This window comes from Pseudomonas sp. NPDC087358 (assembly GCF_044900785.1).
Taxonomy (GTDB): Bacteria; Pseudomonadota; Gammaproteobacteria; order Pseudomonadales; family Pseudomonadaceae; genus Aquipseudomonas.
In genome coordinates, this window is the sequence record NZ_JBJDOA010000016.1 from 32,360 (window position 1) to 55,147 (window position 22,788).

Consider the following 22,788-nt stretch of genomic DNA (forward strand, 5'->3'; position numbering starts at 1 on the left):
AGGCACAAGGATTGCCGTATGCACACAGCAGTACGCCCCAGCAGCAGTCACAGCAAAGTCTCCGTCATTCTTTTGCTCCTGAGCATGGTGCTGCTCGGGGTATTCCCGCTGGACATCCTGCTCCCCTCGTTCCCTGCCCTGTCGGCGCACTTCAACACCTCATCGGCGAACATCGCGCTGTCCATCAGCATCTTCGCCATCGGCTTTTCGATATCGCAGTTTTTCCTCGGGCCGCTGTCGGACAGGCTCGGCCGCAAGCGCCTGTTGATCATCGGCATGCTCGTTTCCATCGCCGGAGCGGGGGGTTGTCTGGGCAGCACGCAATTCTCAACCTTTATCTTGTTTCGCAGCATTCAGGCAATCGGCTGCGGTTGTTTTGTGCTGAGCAATGCATTGGTGCAGGACATCTTCAGCAATGATGAACGCGAGCGCGTGCGGATATTGATGACCTCCGCCAGCGGGGTCTTCATTTCGACCGCGCCGCTGTTGGGCACACTCATGCAAAATCTTTTCGGCTGGACCGGTAGTTTTTATCTGTTCGTGGTTATTGCCGGCCTGGTACTTGTTCACGCGAGATGGGCTTTGCCTGCTGCGATCATTGCGCCCTCTAACAGCGGATTCTGGCGGTGTTGCGTGCGCATCGTTTCGAATCGCCGCTTCATGGGCTTTTCGTTGCTGGCCGCGATTGCTTTCACCTGTCACTTTGCTTTTATCGCGATTTCACCGGTGATCTTCCTCGAGAACATGGGCCTCACTCAGCTTGAGTTCTCGTTTGTACTGCTGATCTATGGCGCGGCCTATGTCGCAGGCGGAATCGTTGCCAGTCGATTGCAAAAGCTGGTCAGCCATCAGCAACAGCTCAGGACCGGACTGGCGCTTATCGCTCTGGCCGGCTTGGTGCTGACTGGCTTGCATCTGGTCACCGACCCCGGGCTGCTGACCGTGCTACTGCCGATGATGATCTGCACCCTGGGCACCAGCATCGTTCGCCCTGTGGCCGCATCACGCGCGATGGATGTCTTGCCCGACAACGCAGGCGCCGCGGCGTCAATGCTCAACACCACGGTATTCGTCACAGGCGGTGTAATGAGCGCCGTGGCGAGCATGACAGTCGGCCATTTCGAAACTGTCCTGGGCGGCGCGTTTCTGGTCCTGAGCGCGACCGGCTGGGTACTCGTCAGGCAGTTGTACAGGTCCTAAATCCCGCTGCCAGAGAGGCGCCGTGTCAGACACACAGGATTGCCAGGAGCTGCTGCCGCTTCGCGTCAGATCGTCGGCAAGCCAGACTCCCACGCCCTCCGGGCAGAAGCCCCCGACATCCCTGTAGCAGTCCGGCTTGCCGGCGGTAGCGATCTTGCGGGCCCACCGCTGGCAAGCCGTGCTGCTCAAGGGGGGATCGTTCCCACGCTCCGCGTGGGATGCAGCCCATGACGCTCTGCGTCACCCAACAGGCGACGCGGAGCGTTCGGCCAGGCGCTACCACGGAGCGATCAAGCGTCGGTCATCCTGGCACGTAAGCTCGCCCGTGTTGCACTCGCCCTGACGAAGAATTCAGGACGAATACATCAGCAAAAGGCCTGAATATGTTTGCGCTCGACCATAGAATCTCCCCCGCCCTCCCGGCAGAAACCCCCGACACCTGTAGCAGTCCGGCTTGCCGGCGGTAGTGATCTTGCGGGCCCACCGCCGGCAAGCCGTGCTGCTCAAGGGGGGGGATCGTTCCCACGCTCCGCGTGGGAATGCAGCCCGTGACGCTCTGCGTCACCCAACAGGCGACGCGGAGCGTTTGGCCAGGCGCTACAACGGAGCGATCAAGCGTCGGTCATCCTGGCACGTAAGCTCGCCCGTGTTGCACTCGCCCTGACGAAGAATTCAGGACGAATACATCAGCAAAAGGCCTGAATATGTTTGCGCTCGACCCTAGAATCTCCCACGCCCTCCCGGCAGAAATCCCCGACACCTGTAGCAGTCCGGCTTGCCGGCGGTAGCGATCTTGCGGCCCGAAGCAGGTTCGCGCCTCGTCAAGCCAGCGCGTGTTTACTGCAAGCCCGCGCGGAACAGGCAATAATGCACGACGCCTCAGCCTGCCTGCCCAAAAGGAACGACCGTGCCATCGAGCGCCGCATCCTCCCAGCCCTTACTCGAAGTCCGGCATTTGAGTCGTCTGGATCAAACGGGCGCCAACCAACTTCTCAAACCCACCGACTTTAGCTTGATGGCGGGCGCGCAGGTGGCGATTACCGGCGCTTCCGGATCGGGCAAAAGTGTTTTCCTGCGAACCCTGGCCCTGCTCGATGCACCGACTACCGGTGACATTCTCTGGCAGGGGAAAAGCCTTGCCAACGACGGCATCCCCGCTTACCGCACCTGCGTCTGCTACCTGTCACAGCGCCCCGCGCTGATCGAAGGTTCGGTACTGGATAACCTGCAGTTTCCGTTTACCCTGAAAAGCCTGCGCAAGCGCACGTTCAACCTGCAGACGGCCAGCGATCTGTTGGCGCAGGCCGGCAGGGACGCCTCCTTTCTGAACAAACCAGCGGGGGATCTTTCAGGCGGCGAATCGCAGCTGGTCGCCGTGGTGCGGACACTGCAGCTGACACCTCAGGTGATGCTCTTCGATGAGCCTACGTCAGCCCTCGACCCGCAGTCGGCGGCGGCGGTCGAGCACCTGGTGCAGCACTGGTTCGACGCCGGTTCCGGTTCGCGCGCGTACATCTGGGTGTCCCATGACCCCGAGCAGGCCAGGCGCATGAGTACCCTGCACCTGACGATGAACAAAGGCCAGTTGCAGACCGGAAGCGAATCATGAATTACCAGAACCTGTCCTTCATCGATCTGTCCATCGCTGCCGCGTTGATCCTCATCAACGGGGCGCTGTCGTTGATCCTCAAGCTCGACCTGGAACGCCGCCTACTGTGGGCTGCGGTGCGCACCGTGGTGCAGTTGCTCGCGGTTGGCTACCTGCTGGGCTGGGTCTTCGCCTACGCCTATTGGTATGTGGTGCTGCCGTTGATGTGCCTGATGACGCTGATTGCCGGTGTCTCTGCGGCGGGCCGAGGCAAACGCACCTATGCCGGGCAATTGCTCGACAGCGTGGTGTCGGTCTGGAGCAGTTCATGGCTGGTCGCTGCCATCGGCCTGTTCGTGATCATCCGTATTCACCCCTGGTACGAGCCGCAGTACGCCATCCCGATTCTGGGCATGATCCTGGGCAACACCCTGACCGCGGTGTCGTTGGGCATCGAGCGCATGACCCAGGAACTGATGTCGGGCCGCAACACCATTGAAATGATCCTGGCGCTGGGCGGCACCCGCTGGGAAGCGGCCCAGACATCGGCCAGGCAGGCGGTCCGCGCCGGTATGATGCCGACCCTGAACCAGATGACCGTGGTCGGCATCGTCAGCCTGCCGGGGATGATGACCGGGCAGGTATTGGCCGGGGAAAACCCGGTTGATGCGGTGCGCTATCAGATCATGATCATGTTCCTGATCGCCGCCGGATCGGCCCTGGGCACGGTGTGCGCGGTGATGCTGACATTGCGCCGGCTGTTCTCGGCCGATCACCGTTTCATGATTCACCGGCTGGTGCTGCGCAGCTGACCATTGCGCCGCCCTGCCAGGTAGCATCATGCGTAACCCCTTTTCCACACAGAGGATCGCTGACCATGCCCGTCGTTCACACAGCAGCCCAAGTGGGGTTTTCAACTCAGGCCGGCACCTATACCCAGGGTCGGCCGGACTATCCGCAGGCATTGGACGCCTGGCTCACGGATGTATTGGGCATCCATCCGCACTCCACAGTAGTCGACCTGGGTGCTGGGACAGGCAAATTCACCCGGCGCCTCACCTCATTGACCGATCAGGTGATCGCCGTCGAGCCTGTGGATGCCATGCGCGCGGAATTCGCCAGGCATCTGCCGGACACACAGATTGTCCAGGGCACCGCGCAAGCCATCCCGCTCGCCGATGCAACCGCCGACGCGCTGGTCTGCGCGCAGGCGTTTCACTGGTTCGCAAGCCAGGCAGCACTTTCGCAAATCCATCGCGTGCTCAAACCCGGTGCGGCGCTGGGGCTGGTCTGGAATGTACGTGACGAGTCGGTGGACTGGGTCGCAGAAATCACCCGCATCATCACCCCGTACGAAGGCGACACCCCGCGGTTTCACACAGGCGACTGGCGCTTGCCGTTCGACGGCCAGTACTTCGCCGAACCTCAACTGAGCTGCTTCAACTACGTCCACGCCGGCAACGCCGAGACGGTGATCATGAACCGCTTCCTGTCGGTCAGCTTCATCGCCGCCCTGCCTGCCGCCGACAAAGCCGTTGTGACCGAACAACTGCGCGAGCTGATCAATTCCCACCCGGCACTGCGCGGGCGCGAGACGATCGACTTCCCCTACCAGACCCAGGCGTACGTCTGTCGTCGGCTGGACTGACCCAAAGGAAAAACCGTGAAGATCATCCGTAGTAAATCGTTCACCGGCGAGCGTGCCTGGGCCGCGCTGGACATCGCCAACATGAATGGCATCACCACCCGCCTGCACTGGACCGACCAGCCGTACCAATGGCATGTGAACGACGGCCAGGAAGTGTTCGCGGTGCTCGATGGCCGGGTCGAAATGCGCTTCAGGGAACACGGCGTCGAGCACTCGACGGTGCTTGAAACCGGTGATGTTTTCTACGCCTCGGTGGGCACCGCTCACGTTGCCCACCCGCTGGGGGTTGCGCGCATTCTGGTGGTGGAAAGCGAAGGCAGCGTCTGAGTCTCGAAGCTGCCAGGCTACGCGTGGGTTTGGCTGCTGATCGGCGCTGCGCAGTGCCAATGCCATCGGCATCACTCATCCATGGGTTGAGGGTCGCTTGACCGCCAGCGCCGGGTCGACAAACCGTGTTTGAGCCGCCACATCGCTTGCCCGGGGCCGCACGATCCAGCCCAGTCCGATGGCACAGAGTGTCGAGAGAACGGCGATCGCGATCATGTACAGCGTGACGCCGGTGGTGAGGCCGTCGTAACGGGCCAACAGCAACGTGGCGATCAGCGGCGACATGCCTCCGCCGAGGATCGGCCCGATCTGCTGCACCATCGACAGGCCGCTATAGCGGATGCGGGCAGGAAACAGGTTGGCGAAGAACGCCGCCTGCGCCCCGAACATGGCGCCATGGCCAATGCCCAGCCCCAGTACGATCGCCACGGTCAGCCCGGTCAGTCCGGTTCGCGCCATGCCGAAGAACACCACCGCCAGACAGACCTGGAACAAGCCGCCGAACGCATAAACCTTGACCCGGCCGATGCGGTCCGACAGCCAGCCGAAAAACGGCAGCGTCAGGCACTCGAGCAGACAGCCGAGCAACACCGCGTTCAATGCCGCCGAACGCGGCAGCCCTTGGGTCGTCACCGCATAGGAAATGGCAAACACCGCGTAGATATTGAACAAACCGCTTTCGGCGATCTTCGCGCCTATGCCCAACAGGACTTTGCGCCAGTGCTCTCGCAGCACCTCCACCAACGGCATCGAGCGGCGTGGAGCTTCTTGTCTTGAGGCTTCATAGGCAGGACTTTCAGTCACGTTGAAACGAATGAACAGGCCGACCCCGACCAGTAGCAGGCTGAACAGAAAAGGCACCCGCCAGCCCCAGGCAAGGAACTGATCTTCCGGTAGCCGCGTCATCAGGCCGAGAAACGCGATGGGTAACAGAAACCCTGCTGGCACCCCGATATGCACCAGGCTGCCGATCAGTCCCTGCTTGTGCGGCGGGGAATGCTCGATCGCCATCAACACGCCGCCACCGTATTCGCCGCCGATGCCAATGCCCTGTAACAGGCGCAAGGTCACCAGCAGGATCGGCGCCCAGATACCGATATGCCGGTAATCGGGTACCAGGCCAATGGCGAACGTGCCGAGGCCCATCAGGATCATGGTCAGGATCAGCATGCGCTTGCGCCCGAACTTGTCGCCGAAATGGCCGAAAATCATCCCGCCCAAGGGACGCGCAACGTAGCCGACAAAGAACGTCGAGAACGCCGCCAGCGTGCCGATCAGCGGGTCGACATCGGTGAAGAATATCTTGTTGAACACCAACGCCGATGCGGTGGCATAGAGGGTGAAGTCGTAATACTCGACGATCGTGCCAATGGCGCCGGCTGCCACGCTGCGCCGAATCTGACTGCTGTCATACATGACGGGCTGAGCTTGGGTCATGGTGGTATCCCCTTTTTTTGTTTTTGAGCAGGGATCCGGGCCAGCACCGCCAGCCCGGTCGCACAGCGTATTACAGCGCTGGCAGTTCCAGCGCGGCGAACGCTTGGTCGATACGCGCGCGGCGCGCGGCGTCCGGCATGCACATCGGCTTGCGCGGGTAGCACATCGGTACGCCCTGCAGCGACTGCACGTACTTCACGCAGCCAGGCAGGTCATCACAGCTGATGGTGTTCCACAGCGCCAGCAGCTTTTTGTGCAATGCCAGCCCTTTCACGTGGTCACCGGCTTGAACGGCGTCCCACAAGGCCACCACCGCACGCGGTACAGCGGCAGGGTTGGCGGCGATCGTGCCGTGCGCACCCAGGGCGAAGCTTGAGTAAAGCAAAGAGTCGACAGCGGTGAGCACCAGTTTTCCTTTTGGCAAGGTCAGCAGCAGATCGGCCAGCAGCTTAAGGTCGCCGTTGCTCTGCTTGACGCCGATCACCCCGGGCACCTCGGTCATGATCCGGCACAGCAACGCCGGACTCAGGTAACACCAGGGCACCACGTTGTAGACGATCACCGGCAGACGGCTCTGCTCGGCAATGGTGCGAAAGTGTTCGACCAGCGCGTCCTCGGAAGGCTTGAACACGTAATACGGCGGCGTCACTTGCAGGGCCTCGGCACCGCAATCGCGGGCCAGGCTGCAGCGCTCAACGGCCTGGCGGGTGCTGTTGATGATCACCCCGGCGACGAACGCTTTCTGCCCGTTCAAGGCTTCGGCGGCGCTGGTCCAGGTCAGGCGCAGCTCATCGGAATCGAGCGTATGCCCCTCCCCTGTGCTGCCGCCGACGCAGATCCCGTGCACGCCACTGGCAAGCATGAATTCGATCTGAGCCTTGAAAATACCCGGATCAATCTTGCCGCTTTGATCGAACGGCGTGGTGGTCGGAGGGATGACGCCGGTGAAGCGCGATAGATCGTTCATTTGTTATCTCCATTATGCGAACAACTTGTCCGCATAATGGACATTGCCCAAAAAGCCGTCAACGACCGTTCGGCAGCTTTTGCCTGAAGATCCTTTGCAGAAAGGGGTTTTTACTCGGGCACGTAGCCCAGCTTGCGCGAGATATCGTCGGCGTTACGCCGCACCAGATTGGCGAAATCCGCTTCGGCGCCTGCGTCTATGATGTCTTTGGACCCGGTCAGGCTGATCGCGGCAAACACCCTTCCGGCGGCATTTCGGATAGGTGCAGCAACACAGTGGCGCCATTCCTCGCTCTCGCCGTGATCCACCGCGTAGCCGCGAACCCGCACCTGCTCAAGCTGGGCCAGCAAGGCCTCGGCACTGGTCAGGGTATGGCGGGTGTAGGCCGGCAGGCCTTGGGCCAGAACCCGGTCGATGATGCGTTGCGGTTGAAACGCCAGACTCGCCTTGCCGGTGGCGCTGCAGTGCACCGATGCGCTCTCAAGGGTGATCACGTGGTTCTGCTTGCCTTCCTGCACGGCCTGCTGATCCACCATGACGATCTCGAAGCCGTCGAACACGCCCAGATGCACGCCCAGCCCGGTGCCCCGTACCAGCGCGGCGATGTTCTCCTGCGCCTCGCGCTGCACTTCCATGTTCGCCAGCACGACGTTGCCCAACTCGAAGATCTTCAGCCCCATCCTGTAGCGCTCGCGGTCACGATCCTGCTCGATGAAACCGATGGCGCGCATGGACGACACGATGCGATGGACAGTCGGGCGCGGCAGACCGGTGCGCTCTGCAATCTGCATGACCGACAGCGCGCGATCGTTACGGGAAAAACACTCAAGGATGGCGAGCATCTTCGATAACGACATCACCTGGCTTGGGTTGCTGGCACGCGAGGTCTTTTCAGGTTCTGCGCCAGGGGCATCACTGGCGGCGGGGAGAGGCAGCTTGGGCATGGGAAGTCCGGATTCGATGACATGAACGCTGACCACAGTGTAATGCACAGCCGCACCGAGGAAAGGCCCACGAGCCAGCGCAGGCCAATGGCCAAGCGTGCATCCGGCCGGCCTCCAGCGTCGTGCGCGCCGGTCAATCTGCCCCGTAATTCTTATTGCTTATTGATAAGCATCGGGAGCGTGATGCAAGTTTGCCGCAAACACCGTTTATTATTGGCAAACCGAAAACTTATAAAAGAGCAAAAAAAAACGCTGCATCAGCGGCAGCGTTTTATTTGTTGCTATCTAGTTGAATGCCACTTGGGCGACTGCGATCAACCATTTTGGCGGCCGTAACCCATGATGGTGTAGTCCAGACTGTGAGTGACGCCTGAGCCATCAACGTAGACCATTTTCGAATTGACCGGACCGTCTACTTTTTCAGGATCCTGGCTGTTCTTGATGCTGATCAGTTTGGCGACGTCCAGGCCTTTGTGGCGGTTGTACTGCTCGACCTGAGCGCTTGGCTGAGCGCTGGCTGCGGTGCTGGAAAGGTCGTTGGCCGAGGCGAATACGCTGACCATCGAGAGTGCTGCGAATGCTAAATATTTCATTTTGAGTCTCCAGAAAGTAGGTTTTTCGTAACTGAGCAAAGCGTCTTTGCGTTTGCTTCTGGGACCCATTGTCAGGCGTAACTCGGAAAATGATAAATATTAAAAATCGATAAGACGCATCACCGGGAATGATGTTAATTGTGATTACATCAATTCTGACAATGCACCTTTACACTCCTGCGTTGAAAGCCGGGCTACCTACTCTTGAAGTACATCAGTGGACTTTATATAGATCGACAACTTCGCGACTTTAATAAACGCTGACTGCTCAAGTACGAAAACAGCTAACTGACTGTAATACCTGTACTTCCCGCCATCGATGGCCATCAGACTCGCGTCCACTGGCCCATTTCGATCGACTGATAGCGAGGGTGCCTGACGTCACACAGCAGCCAAGGCGGCGGTCCGCGTCAAGCGGGTCTGGCCGAGAGCGGCAAACCAAAAATCCTGTCGAATGCCAGGTTGAAGGTAAAGGTGTAGACCAGAAAGAACAGCACCAGGCCCACATTCAAGGCCAGTGCATCGAGCAATTCGATACCCAGGGCATAGGCAAACAGCGGCACCAGCATGCCCAGCAACCCGGCCTCGAACCCGATGGCGTGCAGTGCGCGGCGGGTGAACGTACGAGTGCGGTCCGCTTGCCTGGCCTCCCAATATTCGAAAGCGCTGTTCCAGCACAGGTTCCAGAGCATGGCGATGGTCGAACTGGCCACCGCCAGGCCGCCGGAATGGGCGGCATCGTGACCGAGCGCGGTGAGAATCAGGGTATTGAAGGCGACGGCGATCAACTCGAACAGTGTCACGAAGACCAGTTTGCGTTTGATGCCCTGCATGTTTGGTGCCCTGCGCGATCAGCAATAAAGTTGCGCACTATGCCTAAAAGCTGATCGTTCGGCCAGCATTGTGCCGATGGCTGAGTTCCACCTGCGCGAGCAAGGCCGCCAGCGGCGCCTGCCGGCCAACTGCGCACGGTCGAGGATGGGAGATGGTGGGAGAACAGCCAGCGGGCGCAGGGTTGCGCTTAGCGCAACGGGCTTCGCATGTGCGCCCGCGTGACCAGTTCGCGCAGCAGAATGGTCTGCTCGCCATCGAGTAACTTGAAGTCGTTCAAGGCCTGAAGGTAGCCAGTGACCTGCTCCAGCCATTTGTTGAGCTGGTCGCGGGACGGCGCGGTCTGGATTCTCTGCAAATAACTACCTAGCTGGGTGGCTGCAGCGGCGTTGTGGAGCAATTCACCGAGGACCTGAAGGTCTTCCTGCAAGCTGAAATTTGGAGAATTCATCGTGTATTCCGTGGTTCAAGCACAAAGGGCAAGCGTTCGGTGCGAGGAGCAGCGCCCTGCGAAGAGTAAGGTCAAAAGCGCAATATGTCTTGCTGGAAATTCGCCTGGGCGGCGTTTGCAAGATGCACGCGAGCAGTCGCCCGCTACGGGAATTGACGCGGTGTGCTGTCTGTTGCGCCAAACCCGCGCAGGTGAATTTCCAGGGCCGCCTCGAAGATCTGATACAGCCTCATACCCTGTACCGGCGACAGCTCACCGCTGGCCAACAGGTTCTTGATCAAGTCCTCGACCTCGATTGCAACTTCCACGGCGTCGGCGGCGCAATGAGTGGCCTCAAGACGATGCAACGCCTGCGCAGCCAGTGTTTGGGCTGAGGCAGGCAGAAAGGGATCGTCGGCAAAACTGAACATGATTGGCGCCTCTGGTACACAGCGATCACTGCGTACCTGTAAGCCTGCGGTCTCGAGGATCGGTAGCGCTGGCGATGCTTCGGGCGTCAGGTAAGCACGCAATCCACATGAGTTGGGAGTGGGCAGCGCGGTTAAAATTCAATCTCTTGAAGGTGCGCAAACGGATGAGCGTCGATGGCGCCCGACGCCAGGGCGGTGATCCGGCCCCTCGCACTCGTGCCAACGCTAGATCTGCACCAGCCGGGCGGGGAACCGCGCGATAAAGCAGGTGCCCTGTTCGGGCGATGAGCTGACTGAAATCGTACCTTGGTGGCCTTCCATGATCTGCGAGGCGATGTACAGGCCCAAACCGAGCCCCTCGCCTCTTTTACCACCTTCGGAACGTTTGAACGGCTGAAACAGCAGCGGCATCAGCGCCTCGGGGATGCAGGCGCCCTGGTTGGCGACCGACAGCAGCAGATCGCTGCCGTCGGTTCTTGCACTGACCTCGATGGGTAAATCCTGCGCGCCGTGTTTCACCGCATTGCTCACCAGGTTCGATAACAGCTGGCCCATTCTGGCGGGATCACAATAAATGCCGGCGGGAATCAGCATGCTCAGATTGATTTGAGCATCGGGCTCGGAGGCATGGATCTCGGCGATGATGGAATGAAAAACGCTTTCCAGGTCATCGACCAGTGCACGCTTGACCGGAATTCCGCCGCCCAGCCTGCCGCGGGCGAAATCAAGGACATCCTCGATCAGCGCGGTCATGCGTTGTGAGCTTTTGCGAATGGCGCTGGCCAGCCTGCGCTCACGCTTGTCCTCGAGCTTGACCTCAAGCAGGTCGGCGCTCATGCGAATGGCACTCAGAGGCGTTCGAAGGTCGTGGCCCAGTACCGCAATGAACTGCTCGCGCAGCCGTCCGGACTCGGTGGCATCGGCCAGTGCGTTTTCAGACTTTTCCAGATCGTCCTGCAAATCCAGATTCATTGCGATCAGCTGGGCAAACAGCCCCAGGGTTTTCAACACCGCGTTCTCGTCGAAATGCGCCGGCACGGTGTCGATCGCGCACAATGTGCCGAAAAACTCGCCATTGGCCTTGATGATGGGAATCGAGGCGTAGCTTTCCAGCTGATAGGTTCTGGGCGTGTGATGTTGCGCGTAAATCGGGTGCGCACTGGCGTGAGTGAAGATCACCGGCTGGCTGTTCTGCCGGATTTCATGGCAGATGGTGGACTCCAGCACCAGCTCGCCGCCGGGCTTGAGGCCAAAGTTGATCGAATCGTCAACCGCCAGCGCCACCCAGTTATGGTCGGTGACGCGAGCCACCGCGGCAAAGCGCATGCCGGTGACGTGCTTGACCATGTTCAGGATGATCGGAACGGCGTCTATTCTGGCGACCGCCGCGATGTCGTGAGAAAAGTCAGAAGTATCGGGCATTCCGGTCGCCAGGCTGGAGTGAATGGAAGATAAGCAGAGTGTTGGTTGACGCCTTCCAGTGGCACGACAGGCTCAAGTCGCCTCGCTGATTGCTGGCAGATAATACCCCAGGCTTTGCCTCGGCAGTTGCGCTATCCGGCCAATGGCCAGTGGTTTTTTTGCCTCAAATTCGATGCCATCGAGCGCCTGCGGCAGGCCTAAGCCAACCGCGATCATGCCGGCGTCTGAAGACCGCCCATCGTCTGCACAGCCTCAGCTAGGTAGACCAGGCTGAGGGCCTGCCCCGGCACGTCATCCAGGCGGTCGACGCGCTGCATGCCGACCTTCTCGAGCACCCGGATCGACGCCTGGTGCTGCGGTCTGACGACCGCGTAGACGTGCGGCTCTTGCAACTCGGCAAATGCGTACTCGAGTGCCGCCCGACTCAGTTCGGTGGCATAGCCCTGCCCCCAGGCCTGGGTGCCAAAGCGGTAACCCAGGTTGAGGCGCTCGACCTCAAGGTACTTGCGCGCATCGATCCCGCCAAAGCCGATCAGCTGATCCGGGGATTCCCTGCAGGCGATCGCCCACTGCCCATACCCCTTGCGTTGCCAATGCGCCAGCCAGGCGGTAAGCAACGTTCGCGCTTGCTCAAGGCTGGTCAGCGGGCCGCCAGGGTTGAACCGATGGGTCGCCGGATCGCCATAGATCGCAAACAGGCTTGGCAAATCCTCCTCGGTCGGCGGCCGCAGCACCAGCCGCTGTGTCGTTCGCTGAATCACGCCTGCCACCCTCCCTAGACCGTCAACAACCGCTCACGCAGCTTGGTGATTTCGTCGCGCATCTGCGCGGCGGCTTCGAATTCCAGGTCGCGGGCCAACTGGTACATCTTCTCCTCGAGCTGACGAATGCGCTTGGTGATTTCGCTCGGCGAGCGCAATTGGGCTTCGTACTTGGCGTTCTCTTCGGCGGCCTTGGCCATGCCCTTGCGCTTCTTGCTGCGCGAGCCGGGGACGGTGGCGCCTTCCATGATATCGGTGATGTCCTTGACCACACCTTTGGGGGTGATGCCATTGGCCAGGTTGAACGCGATCTGCTTTTCCCGACGCCGATCAGTCTCGCCAATCGCCCGTTCCATGGAGCCTGTGATCCGGTCGGCGTAGAGAATCGCCCGGCCGTTGAGGTTACGCGCTGCCCGGCCGATGGTCTGGATCAGCGAGCGTTCGGAACGCAGGAAGCCTTCTTTGTCGGCATCGAGAATCGCCACCAGCGACACTTCGGGCATGTCCAGACCTTCTCGCAGCAGGTTGATCCCCACCAGCACGTCGAAAGTGCCCAGACGCAAATCGCGGATGATCTCCACTCGCTCCACAGTATCGATGTCCGAGTGCAGATAACGCACGCGCACACCGTGGTCGGCCAGGTAGTCGGTAAGGTCCTCGGACATGCGTTTGGTCAGCGTGGTTACCAGCACCCGCTCTTCCAGTGCCACACGCTTGTGGATTTCCGAGAGCAGATCGTCGACCTGGGTCAGTGCCGGACGGATCTCGATCTGCGGGTCCACCAGACCGGTCGGCCGCACCACTTGCTCCACCGTGCGCCCTGCGTGCTCACCTTCATACGGCCCCGGGGTGGCCGAGACGAAAATCGTCTGCGGGCTGATGCTTTCCCACTCGTCGAAACGCATCGGCCGGTTGTCCAGCGCCGATGGCAGGCGGAAGCCGTATTCGACCAGCGTCTCCTTGCGCGAGCGGTCGCCCTTATACATGGCGCCGACCTGCGGCACGCTGACGTGGGACTCATCGATCACCAGCAGCGCATCATCCGGCAGGTAGTCGTAGAGGGTGGGCGGCGGCGCGCCGGAAGGACGACCCGAGAGATAGCGCGAGTAGTTTTCGATGCCGTTGCAGTAGCCAAGCTCCAGGATCATCTCCAGGTCGAAACGGGTGCGCTGCTCAAGCCGCTGCGCTTCCACCAGTTTATTGGCGCCACGCAGGTATTCCAGGCGCTCCTGCAGCTCGACCTTGATCCCTTCCATGGCGTCCAGCAGGGTTTCGCGGGGCGTCACGTAGTGGCTCTTGGGGTAGAACGTGAAGCGCGGCAGCTTGCGGATGACCTCGCCGGTCAAGGGGTCGAAGGCCGACAGGCTCTCGACTTCATCGTCGAACAGCTCGATGCGAATGGCTTCAAGGTCTGACTCTGCCGGGAAGATGTCGATCACGTCGCCGCGCACCCGGAACGTCGCCCGGGCAAAATCCATGTCGTTGCGGGTGTACTGCAGGTCGGCCAGACGGCGCAGCAAGGCGCGCTGGTCGAGTTTGTCGCCACGGTCCACGTGCAGGACCATGCGCAGGTAGGTTTCCGGGCTGCCCAGACCGTAAATGCACGACACCGTGGTGACGATGATCGCGTCCTTGCGCTCCAGCAACGCCTTGGTCGCTGACAGCCGCATCTGCTCGATGTGGTCGTTGATCGAGGCGTCCTTCTCGATGAAGGTGTCGGACGACGGGACGTAGGCTTCGGGCTGGTAGTAGTCGTAATAGGAAACGAAGTATTCGACGGCGTTGTTGGGGAAGAACGCCTTGAACTCGCCATACAGCTGCGCGGCCAGGGTTTTGTTCGGCGCCAGCACCAGCGTCGGGCGCTGCACCTGCTGGATGACATTGGCGATGCTGAAGGTCTTGCCCGAGCCGGTCACGCCGAGCAGGGTCTGGTGCGACAAGCCGGCGTCGATGCCCTCGACCAGCTGACGAATCGCCTCCGGTTGATCACCGGCTGGCTCAAAACGGGTAACGAGCTGAAACTCGGACATAACGTACCTCTGTGTTCGCTCCCGCCAGAACAGCTTCGGGCCAGAGCGTAATGAGCGCAGACGACTGATCCCGCCGGGGGAAAAGACGCACATGAAAAGAAGTGATGGGACACAGATGGAGTCCACAACGTCCGCTTTCAAGCCACCATCAGGACATTAGTCCCCGGGACATGACTAATGGTCGAAATATTTCGCAAATACCTGGAAAAAACCAGCCCTGGCCTGTCGCCCCGGCCGACGATGCTCTCTATACTGACTCCCCGTTTGTGCACCGCTCTAGTGCAGTCGGCCGGAGCGATGCGACCCATTCACTCCCCATTCAGAGCCGCCGCAAAAATGAGCCTGTTCTCCGCTGTCGAAATGGCACCACGCGATCCTATCCTGGGCCTCAACGAAGCATTCAACGCCGATACCCGAACCACCAAGGTCAACCTGGGTGTAGGCGTCTACAGCAACGAAGAAGGGAAAATCCCGCTGCTGCGTGCCGTTGCCGAGGCAGAGGAGATTCGCGTCGCTCAACACGTTCCCCGTGGCTACCTGCCGATCGACGGCATCGCCGCCTACGACAAGGCGGTGCAGACCCTGCTGTTCGGTGCCGAGTCGCCACTGCTGGCGTCGGGTCGGGTCATGACCGTGCAGGCCGTTGGCGGCACCGGCGCCCTGAAAATCGGTGCCGACTTCCTCAAGCAACTGTCGCCCGATGCCGTTGTGGCAATCAGCGACCCGAGCTGGGAGAACCACCGAGCGCTGTTCGAAACTGCCGGTTTTGAAGTGCAGAACTATCGTTATTACGACGCCGCCACCCACGACGTGAACCGCGTCGGCATGCTCGAAGACCTGCAGAACCTGCCGGGCGGTTCGATCGTCGTGCTGCACGCTTGCTGCCACAACCCGACCGGCGTCGACCTGACTCTGGAAGACTGGGAAAAAGTCCTTGAGGTGTTGAAAGCCAAGGGCCACGTGCCGTTCCTCGACATGGCCTACCAGGGCTTTGGCGACGGCATCGACGAAGACGCTGCAGCCGTGCGTCTGTTCGCCGATTCGGGCCTGACCTTCTTCGCTTCCAGCTCGTTCTCCAAGTCGTTTTCGCTGTACGGCGAGCGCGTCGGTGCGCTGTCGATCGTGACTGACTCCAAGGAAGAAACCGCCCGCGTCCTGTCCCAGGTCAAGCGTGTGATCCGCACTAACTACTCCAACCCGCCGACCCACGGCGCGACCATCGTCGCCGCCGTGCTCAACAGCCCTGAGCTGCGTCAGCAGTGGGAACAGGAGCTGGGTGAAATGCGCCTGCGTATCCGTAGCATGCGTGAAGAGATGACCCATCGCCTGGCCAACAATGCAGCCGGTCAGGACTTCAGCTTCGTCGCTCGCCAGCGCGGCATGTTCTCCTACTCGGGCCTGACCACCGCTCAGGTTCATCGCCTGCGTAACGAGTTCGGCATTTACGCGCTGGACACCGGGCGTATCTGCGTCGCGGCCTTGAACAAGGGCAACATCGACGCAGTGACCCAGGCGATTCTGGCGGTCATCTAAGAGAAGCAGCCTCAAGCGAAAAGCTTCAAGCGGCAAGAGGGGAAGCAGATTAGCGTCTGCTTCCCCTTTTTTGTGGAAGGCATAAACCCTGTAAGCCTTCGCTTGCTCGCGATGAGGCCGTATCAGGCGCTTTGTTGCTGATGACATACCGCAATCGCCAGCAAGCTCACGCCTACAGTGAGTCCCGTCGCCTGTAGGTCACTGCGCTTTCTTGCGGTAGGCCATCGAATCGTCGATTCGCTTGAGAATGTAATCCCCCGCCGCCACCGGCGGATACAGGCTGGTCGCGGCTTCAATGCCCAGGTCGCAGGGATCGACCACTGCGCCATAGGTGGGGTCGTAGAACGTGGCGATGGAGTAGCGCTCGTGCCCGGATTGGTTGATCACCCGGTGCAAGGTCGAGCGAAAGCGATCATTGGACCAGCGCGCCAGCAGGTCGCCGACGTTGACCACCAGACTGCCCTCGATGGGCGTGGCATCGATCCAGCTGTTGCTGCCCAGTTCACGCACTTGCAGGCCGCCGCTGTTGTCCTGATAAAGCAGGGTGATGCAACCGTAATCGGTGTGCGGGGCGACGCCGAACTGATCGGTTTCGGCCAGCGGCGGATGCGGTGGGTAATAGACCATCTGCGTGCGTTGCAGGGGCTTGGCGTATTTGGGCGCGAAGAAAGCGGGCTCGATGCCCAACCCCACCGCCACCGCTTTGAGCAGATCGGCGCCGGCCATGCCGATCTCCCGGTAATAGGCCTCCAGCGCCAGTCGCAGTTCGGGCATGAACGCCGGCCACTGGTTGGGGCCGCGCAAGGCCTCTCCCGCCAGCACACAGGGATCATCCTCCGGCAGCTCCAGACCGATGCTGAAGAACTCCTTGAAGTCCGGCTTGGTCGCTTCGTACATCAACGCCCCGCCCAAGGCATGCCAGCCGCGATGGCGCTTGTTCACCGCGACCTGACGTTTGACTTCGGCGGGGTGGGCGAAGAAGCGTTTCGCCGCCGCCATGGCGCTGTCGATCACGCCCTGCGGTACGCCGTGATTGATGATGTAGAAAAACCCGCTCTCGCTGCAGGCCTTACGAATCGCTGCCCCGGCACGCACGATCGCGGCCTGGTCGCCGTCGCGAACACCGGCCATGTCGATCAGCGGAAGGTTGGTGTGAACGGTCATGCGAGCTCCTGTGATTGAACGGGTCGGGCAAGCTGTATAGACAGGTGAAGCATTTAGTGTGCCGAAGCCCAAATGGCCCAGACGCCGAAGAACCTATTGGAGCTGCGGGAGGTTACGACAGTGGCGAATGCGGTCTGCCTGCCACACCGCGTACAGCTCATTCGCCACCGTCGTAACCTCCGGCAGCTCCCACAGGTACGAATACACCGATGCTCACCGGGTTTCCCAACGCCCCAGCAGCGGGCATGGCGGGCCCAATCGGTGCAACTTTTGGTGACATCCCGCCCCGGCTTGTTGCAGTCAGTCAGCGCCAGCCCGCACCCTGCTTCCCGTCGCGAACTGGCCTGCATCTTGCGTCAGCTGTCTATACAGCTTGTGTCTGTCGCACGCGCCCAAGGATTCACATGCGTCGCTATCATGCCGGTACCGATTTTCTTCGCGCTCACAGCATTGCCGAACTGGCGCACATGGCCCGTCGGCGGCTGCCGCATTTCGCCTGGGAATACCTGGAAGGCGGCGCCGAAGAAGAACTGACCCTGGCGCGCAACCGTCAGGCCTTCGCCGAGGTCGCACTGTTGCCGCGTACCCTGGTGCCCTGGCACACCCCTGACACCCGCCGTACGCTGCTCGGCGGCCAGCAGGCGCTGCCCATGGCCATCGCCCCGACCGGCTATAACGGCATGCTGTACCGCGACGCCGACATTCACCTGGCCCGTGCGGCCACCGAGCGTGGCGTGCCCTTCACGCTCAGTACCGTCTCGACCAGCTCACTGGAACAGATCATCGCCGCAGTGCCCGGCGTCGACCTGTGGTTTCAGCTCTACAGCATGAGCGACCCTGCTGTGCAGGAAGACCTGCTGCAGCGGGCCGACGCCGCAGGCTGTCGCACGCTGCTGTTGACCACTGACGCCGTGCTGCTGGGCAACCGCGAATGGGACAAACGTAACTTCGCCCGCCCGCGCCAGTTGAGCCTGCGCAACAAGCTCGACGTCTTGTGCCACCCACGCTGGATCAGACAGGCGCTGTGGCCCCACGGCATGCCGAGCATGGCCAACCTCGACCGCTACCTGCCGGCCGACCAGCGCAATGCCGCCGGGGCCGCGCACTTCATCGGCGAGAAGATGGAAAAACAGCTGAGTTGGGAATTCCTCGCCCGTCTGCGCGAGCGCTGGCCACACCGCCTGTTGCTCAAAGGGGTGATGCACCCAGAGGACGCCGCACAGGCGGTGGCGCTGGGCCTGGACGGGATCGTGGTGACTAACCATGGCGGCCGTCAGCTGGACGGCGTGCCGGCCAGTCTCGATTGCCTGCCGGCCATCGCCGAGGTGGTCAAAGGCAGGCTGAGCATCATCCTCGACAGCGGTATCCGCCGCGGCACCGACATTCTCAAGGCCTGCGCACTGGGCGCCGACGCCGTGCTCGTGGGCCGCGCGACCCTGTATGGCGTGGCGGTCGGCGGCCAGGCCGGCGCCGGTCATGCGCTGGACCTGCTGGCCAACGAATTGCGCCTGGCCCTGACCCTGCTCGGCCAGCCGGACCTGAATCAATTGCGCGCCAGCCGTAGGCCTGACGCCACTTTCACTGTGAGTTGAGCCCATGAGCGACCTGCAACAGACCCTCTCCAAGTTACGCCAGGCCCTGGGCGATGCGCAGGTGCTGACCGGTGAGGCGATCAGCCAGCGTCACTACAGCGACTGGACCCGCCACGCCCCGACGTGCCCGGCGGCGCTGCTGTTGCCCAAAGACACCGAGCAGGTCGCCGAGGCCCTGCGCATCTGTAATGCCGCCGGGCAATCGATCGTCCCCCAAGGTGGCATGACCGGCCTGGCGGGCGGCGCCGTGCCGCGTTCCAGCGATATCGCGCTGTCGCTGGATCGCCTGCGCGGCATCGAAGAAATCGACCTCGCCGCAGCCACCGTCACGGTCAGGGCAGGCACCACGTTGCAGGAGATACAGCAGGCGGTGGCCGACGCCGGTTTTCTGTTGCCGCTGGACCTGGGCGCCCGTGGCTCGTGTCAGATCGGCGGCAACATCGCCACCAACGCCGGGGGCAACGCGGTGATCCGCTACGGCATGACCCGCGACCTGGTGCTTGGCCTTGAGGTGGTGCTGGCCGACGGCCGCGTGTTGAATTTGATGAACAAGATGATCAAGAACAACTGCGGTTATGACCTGAAACAGTGCTTCATCGGCAGCGAAGGCACGCTTGGGGTCATTACCCGTGCCGTTTTGAAGATGGCGCCGCAGCCGGGCGAGTCGACCACCCTGCTCTGCGCCCTGCCCGACTATGCCAGCGCGGTTGCCCTGCTGCGTCGCGTCCAGCGCAGTGCCGGCACCCCACAGGCTTATGAGCTGATGTGGCAGGACTTCTTTGCCATGGGCGTGTCGTGGCTGGAGAACCCCGTTGCGCCAATGCCTGACCATCATCCGTTGTACGTGCTGCTCGAATCTTCGGCCACCCGCGACGTGCTGGAGCAGACCCTGGAGGCAGCGCTGGAGGCCGGTGAAGTGCTCGATGCCATCCTCGCCACCTCACAGACACAAGCACGCAGCCTGTGGAAGATCCGCGAAGCCACCGCCGAATTCCCGGTGCGGCTGGCGCCGCTGAACTTCGACATCAGCCTGCCCATCGGCCAGATCGGCGACTTCGCCGACCTGTGTCGCCAGCGCCTGGATCAGCGCTGGCCCGGTAACCACAGCGTGTATTTCGGCCACATCGGTGACAGCAACCTGCACCTGACCGTGGACTGCAACACCCTGCCCCAGCCCGCGCCCATCCTGGAAATCGAAGAGCTGGTGTACAGCGCGGTCGGCGAACTGGGCGGCGCGGTTTCGGCCGAGCATGGCATCGGCCTGCTCAAACGCGAGTTTCTGCATCACTCGGTCAACGCCCCGGCGCTGCAAGCCATGGCCGAGCTCAAACACACCTTTGACCCCAACGGCATTCTCAATCCGGGGAAAATCTTCAGCTAGCGAATCCGCCGGTTGTATATACCGGTATGGCACGCTAACTGCAGCGCCACTCCAGCCTTTGCCCACATAACGACGACACCGCACTGCATCTGACCAAGGAGCATCCCCATGCAATTCGATTCTGGTTTCAGTAAGAAAGTGTTCAGCAAGACGTTCAAAAGCCTGAGCATCGCTGCGGCGCTGGCAGCCCTGCCGCTGGTGGCTCACGCTGACCAGCTGGCCGACGTGAAGAAAGCCGGTGAACTGGTGGTCGGTACCGAGATGCAATTCGCCCCGTTCGACTTTCTCGATGCCGGTAAACAGAAAGGCCTGAACGCCGAACTGTTCGAAGAACTGGGCAAGGAGCTGGGGGTCAAGATCAAGTTCCTCGACCTGCCATGGCCAAGCGTACTGCCAGGCCTTGAAGCGAAGAAATTCGACGTCGTGGCTGGCCCGATCATCGTCACCAAGGCACGTAAAGAGCGTTATCACTTCGTCGCGCCGATTGCCGAAGCCACCGTGGCGCTGATGGTCGGCGCCAAGGACGAAAGCATCAACAAACCTGAAGACATCGCCGGCAAGACCGTGGGCGCCGGCAAGGGCTCGGCGCAGCTCGAAGAACTGAAAGCCTTCGCCGCGACCCTACCGCAGAAGGTCACCATTCGCGAATACGTCGACAACAACCAGGCTTACGCTGACCTGGCGGCCAAGCGCATCGTCGCGGTGGCCAACTCGCTGCCCAACATCTCCTACGTCGCGGCGCAGAAAGCCAATCTGTACAAAGTGGTGCAACCGCCGTTCGGCAAGAAATCCTACTTCGCCTACCTGGGCCGCAAGGATGCCGACGCCGACAGCCTGATCGCCGCGCTCGACGCAGCCGTCACCAAGATGCACGAAGACGGCCGTCTGGCTGCCCTGCAGAAGAAATGGCTGGGTGCCGAGATGGACGTGCCAAAGGGTGATTTCGAACCGACCTGGTAATTCACCGCTGAGTCAACTGCATCGTCCCGCATCGATGCACGACTTGTAGGAGTGAGCTTGCTCGCGATTGCGTTGTGTCAGACGCCCCAGCGGTAGCAGGCACAGCGCATTGGCGAGCAAGCTCACTCCTACAGGGTCGGCGCATGACGATTCATACGCTGGAGAAACACCGTGTTCGATTGGCCCTTGCTGCAGCAAAACGCGCCTCTATTGCTCGGCGCCCTGTGGGTGACGTTGCAGGTTTCCATTGCCGCTCTGGCATTCGGTTTTGTCATCGGTATCGTGGTCGGCAGCCTGCGGTTGTCGCCAGTGCCCCTGCTCCGCCGTCTGGGCGGGGCCTATATTTTCGTGTTCCGTGGCATCCCGCTGCTGGTGCAGTTGCTGTTCATCTATTACTTCCTGCCGCGCATCGGCCTGCCCAATGTCTCGCCCACGGTGGCGGCGATCATTGGCCTGTCGCTGGCAGCCGGTGCCTACATCGCCGAGATCATGCGCGGTGGTTTCCTCGCCATCCCCGGCGGCCAGCTTGAAGCGGCGGGCCTGCTGGGCCTGAGCGCCAGCCAGATGCTGCTGCGTATCCGTGTGCCCCAGGCCGTTCGCCTGACCCTGCCGGCGCTGGTCAACGAGATGATCCTGCTGATCAAGGCCTCGTCGCTGGTCTCGGTGGTCGGTCTGGCGGACCTGACCCGCACGGCGCAGAACCTCGCGGCCAGCGACTACATGTTCGTTCAGGACTACCTGATGCTGGCCGGTTTCTATTGCCTGATCAACATTCCGCTGGCCTGGTGCGGCAGCCTGCTCGAGCGCCGCTTGAAGGAGCAGAACGCATGATCTTCGACCCGAAAATCATCACCGAGCACCTAGGCGATATCGCCTCGGGCTTTCTGGTCACCCTTGGCACCTGGAGCAGCGGGGTAGTGCTGGGCATCGCCTTGGGGATGTTGATTGCCGTGGCCCAGGTATTCGGCAACAACCTGGTGCGCGCGCCCCTGCGGGTGTTCATCGAGCTGATCCGCAGCACACCCTTTCTGGTGCAGCTGTTCCTGGTGTATTACGGCGGACCGTCGTTCGGCCTGAGCCTGGACCCGATCCCCGCCGGTATTCTTGGCCTTGGCGTCTACGGCAGCGTGTATTTCGCCGAAATCTTCCGCTCCGGTTTCGAATCGGTCGCCCGCGGCCAACTGGAAGCCGCCGACTGCCTGGGCATCACCCGCCTGCAGTGCATCTGGCGGATTCAGGTGCCGCAGATGCTGGTGATCATTCTTCCGGCGCTGATCAACATGATCACCGTGCTGTGCAAGGAAACCGCCGTGTTGTCGATCATCACCATTCCGGAGCTGACGATGGTTCTGACCGGCATCGGCTCGGAAACCTTCGCCTTCGTCGAAACCCTGCTGATGCTGTGCATCGGCTACCTGATTCTGGTGGAACTGTGCTCGCGGCTGGGCATGCTTCTGGAAACCCGTGTCGGCCGCTTCATGAACAAGCAACCACGATGAACAGTCTCCTGATCCCCAGCGGCGCGGTGTCCGCCGATACACCCCAGAAA

At 61.3% G+C, this 22,788-nt stretch carries 22 protein-coding genes; 11 read left to right on the forward strand and 11 right to left on the reverse strand.

Annotated features, from left to right (window positions below; genetic code table 11):
- The first annotated feature begins 18 nt into the window (after nt 1–18).
- The 5 genes from ACI2KS_RS26405 to ACI2KS_RS26425 all read left to right on the forward strand — a co-directional run bounded on the left by ACI2KS_RS26405 (nt 19) and on the right by ACI2KS_RS26425 (nt 4,763).
- Nucleotides 19–1,200, forward strand: a complete 1,182-nt coding sequence (locus ACI2KS_RS26405) for an MFS transporter (protein WP_404623968.1) — start codon at nt 19–21, stop codon at nt 1,198–1,200.
- 907 nt (nt 1,201–2,107) lie between these two features.
- Complete coding sequence (locus ACI2KS_RS26410) at nt 2,108–2,809, forward strand: ATP-binding cassette domain-containing protein (protein ID WP_404623969.1); 702 nt, start codon at nt 2,108–2,110, stop codon at nt 2,807–2,809.
- Nucleotides 2,806–3,600, forward strand: coding sequence for an ABC transporter permease (locus ACI2KS_RS26415; RefSeq protein ID WP_404623970.1), 795 nt, complete (start codon nt 2,806–2,808; stop codon nt 3,598–3,600). Before ACI2KS_RS26410 ends, ACI2KS_RS26415 begins: the two co-directional genes overlap by 4 nt.
- Nucleotides 3,601–3,665: 65 nt before the next feature.
- Complete coding sequence (locus ACI2KS_RS26420; protein WP_404623971.1) at nt 3,666–4,436, forward strand: class I SAM-dependent methyltransferase; 771 nt, start codon at nt 3,666–3,668, stop codon at nt 4,434–4,436.
- A 15-nt stretch (nt 4,437–4,451) separates the two neighbouring features.
- Nucleotides 4,452–4,763, forward strand: a complete 312-nt coding sequence (locus ACI2KS_RS26425) for a cupin (RefSeq protein ID WP_404623972.1) — start codon at nt 4,452–4,454, stop codon at nt 4,761–4,763.
- Between the two features lie 75 nt (nt 4,764–4,838).
- Here ACI2KS_RS26425 and ACI2KS_RS26430 read toward each other — a convergent pair whose 3' ends face one another.
- The 10 genes from ACI2KS_RS26430 to uvrB all read right to left on the reverse strand — a co-directional run bounded on the left by ACI2KS_RS26430 (nt 4,839) and on the right by uvrB (nt 14,609).
- Nucleotides 4,839–6,200 (reverse strand): MFS transporter, encoded by a 1,362-nt coding sequence (locus tag ACI2KS_RS26430; RefSeq protein ID WP_404623973.1) that lies wholly within the window; start codon nt 6,198–6,200, stop codon nt 4,839–4,841.
- Nucleotides 6,201–6,270: 70 nt separating this feature from the next.
- Nucleotides 6,271–7,167, reverse strand: a complete 897-nt coding sequence (locus ACI2KS_RS26435; RefSeq protein WP_404623974.1) for a dihydrodipicolinate synthase family protein — start codon at nt 7,165–7,167, stop codon at nt 6,271–6,273.
- 110 nt (nt 7,168–7,277) lie between these two features.
- Nucleotides 7,278–8,111 (reverse strand): IclR family transcriptional regulator, encoded by an 834-nt coding sequence (locus ACI2KS_RS26440; protein ID WP_404623975.1) that lies wholly within the window; start codon nt 8,109–8,111, stop codon nt 7,278–7,280.
- A gap of 314 nt (nt 8,112–8,425) precedes the next feature.
- Nucleotides 8,426–8,704: a DUF2790 domain-containing protein gene (locus ACI2KS_RS26445; RefSeq protein WP_404623976.1), complete on the reverse strand. Its 279-nt coding sequence runs from the start codon at nt 8,702–8,704 to the stop codon at nt 8,426–8,428.
- Between the two features lie 410 nt (nt 8,705–9,114).
- Nucleotides 9,115–9,537 (reverse strand): PACE efflux transporter, encoded by a 423-nt coding sequence (locus ACI2KS_RS26450; protein WP_404623977.1) that lies wholly within the window; start codon nt 9,535–9,537, stop codon nt 9,115–9,117.
- 188 nt (nt 9,538–9,725) lie between these two features.
- Nucleotides 9,726–9,986, reverse strand: coding sequence for a hypothetical protein (locus ACI2KS_RS26455; protein ID WP_404623978.1), 261 nt, complete (start codon nt 9,984–9,986; stop codon nt 9,726–9,728).
- 143 nt (nt 9,987–10,129) lie between these two features.
- Nucleotides 10,130–10,396 carry a hypothetical protein gene (locus tag ACI2KS_RS26460; RefSeq protein WP_404623979.1) on the reverse strand — a complete coding sequence of 89 codons (267 nt, stop codon included), beginning with the start codon at nt 10,394–10,396 and terminating at the stop codon, nt 10,130–10,132.
- Between the two features lie 225 nt (nt 10,397–10,621).
- The gene (locus ACI2KS_RS26465; RefSeq protein ID WP_404623980.1) at nt 10,622–11,818 is read right to left on the reverse strand and encodes an ATP-binding protein; all 1,197 of its coding nucleotides are present in this window, start codon (nt 11,816–11,818) and stop codon (nt 10,622–10,624) included.
- A gap of 212 nt (nt 11,819–12,030) precedes the next feature.
- Nucleotides 12,031–12,576 carry a GNAT family N-acetyltransferase gene (locus ACI2KS_RS26470; RefSeq protein ID WP_404624031.1) on the reverse strand — a complete coding sequence of 182 codons (546 nt, stop codon included), beginning with the start codon at nt 12,574–12,576 and terminating at the stop codon, nt 12,031–12,033.
- Nucleotides 12,577–12,593: 17 nt separating this feature from the next.
- A complete protein-coding gene (uvrB, locus tag ACI2KS_RS26475; protein ID WP_404623981.1) occupies nt 12,594–14,609 on the reverse strand; it encodes an excinuclease ABC subunit UvrB in 2,016 nt (671 codons plus the stop codon).
- A gap of 336 nt (nt 14,610–14,945) precedes the next feature.
- Between uvrB and ACI2KS_RS26480 the strand changes: the two genes are divergently transcribed.
- Nucleotides 14,946–16,142, forward strand: coding sequence for an amino acid aminotransferase (locus tag ACI2KS_RS26480; protein ID WP_404623982.1), 1,197 nt, complete (start codon nt 14,946–14,948; stop codon nt 16,140–16,142).
- Nucleotides 16,143–16,340: 198 nt separating this feature from the next.
- On the opposite strand, the gene ACI2KS_RS26485 is transcribed toward ACI2KS_RS26480, so the two are convergent.
- Nucleotides 16,341–17,306 (reverse strand): isopenicillin N synthase family dioxygenase, encoded by a 966-nt coding sequence (locus tag ACI2KS_RS26485; protein ID WP_404623983.1) that lies wholly within the window; start codon nt 17,304–17,306, stop codon nt 16,341–16,343.
- 404 nt (nt 17,307–17,710) lie between these two features.
- Here ACI2KS_RS26485 and ACI2KS_RS26490 point away from each other — a divergent pair, with 404 nt between their 5' ends.
- The 5 genes from ACI2KS_RS26490 to ACI2KS_RS26510 all read left to right on the forward strand — a co-directional run bounded on the left by ACI2KS_RS26490 (nt 17,711) and on the right by ACI2KS_RS26510 (nt 22,738).
- Nucleotides 17,711–18,898, forward strand: a complete 1,188-nt coding sequence (locus ACI2KS_RS26490) for an alpha-hydroxy acid oxidase (RefSeq protein WP_404623984.1) — start codon at nt 17,711–17,713, stop codon at nt 18,896–18,898.
- Nucleotides 18,899–18,902: 4 nt separating this feature from the next.
- Nucleotides 18,903–20,279, forward strand: coding sequence for an FAD-binding oxidoreductase (locus ACI2KS_RS26495; RefSeq protein ID WP_404623985.1), 1,377 nt, complete (start codon nt 18,903–18,905; stop codon nt 20,277–20,279).
- A gap of 108 nt (nt 20,280–20,387) precedes the next feature.
- Complete coding sequence (locus ACI2KS_RS26500) at nt 20,388–21,239, forward strand: transporter substrate-binding domain-containing protein (protein WP_404623986.1); 852 nt, start codon at nt 20,388–20,390, stop codon at nt 21,237–21,239.
- Nucleotides 21,240–21,410: 171 nt separating this feature from the next.
- Nucleotides 21,411–22,070 (forward strand): amino acid ABC transporter permease, encoded by a 660-nt coding sequence (locus ACI2KS_RS26505; protein ID WP_404623987.1) that lies wholly within the window; start codon nt 21,411–21,413, stop codon nt 22,068–22,070.
- Entirely contained in the window at nt 22,067–22,738 is a 672-nt protein-coding gene (locus tag ACI2KS_RS26510) for an amino acid ABC transporter permease (protein ID WP_404623988.1), read from the forward strand. The genes ACI2KS_RS26505 and ACI2KS_RS26510 overlap by 4 nt, the downstream gene beginning before the upstream one ends.
- Nucleotides 22,739–22,788 lie beyond the last annotated feature (50 nt).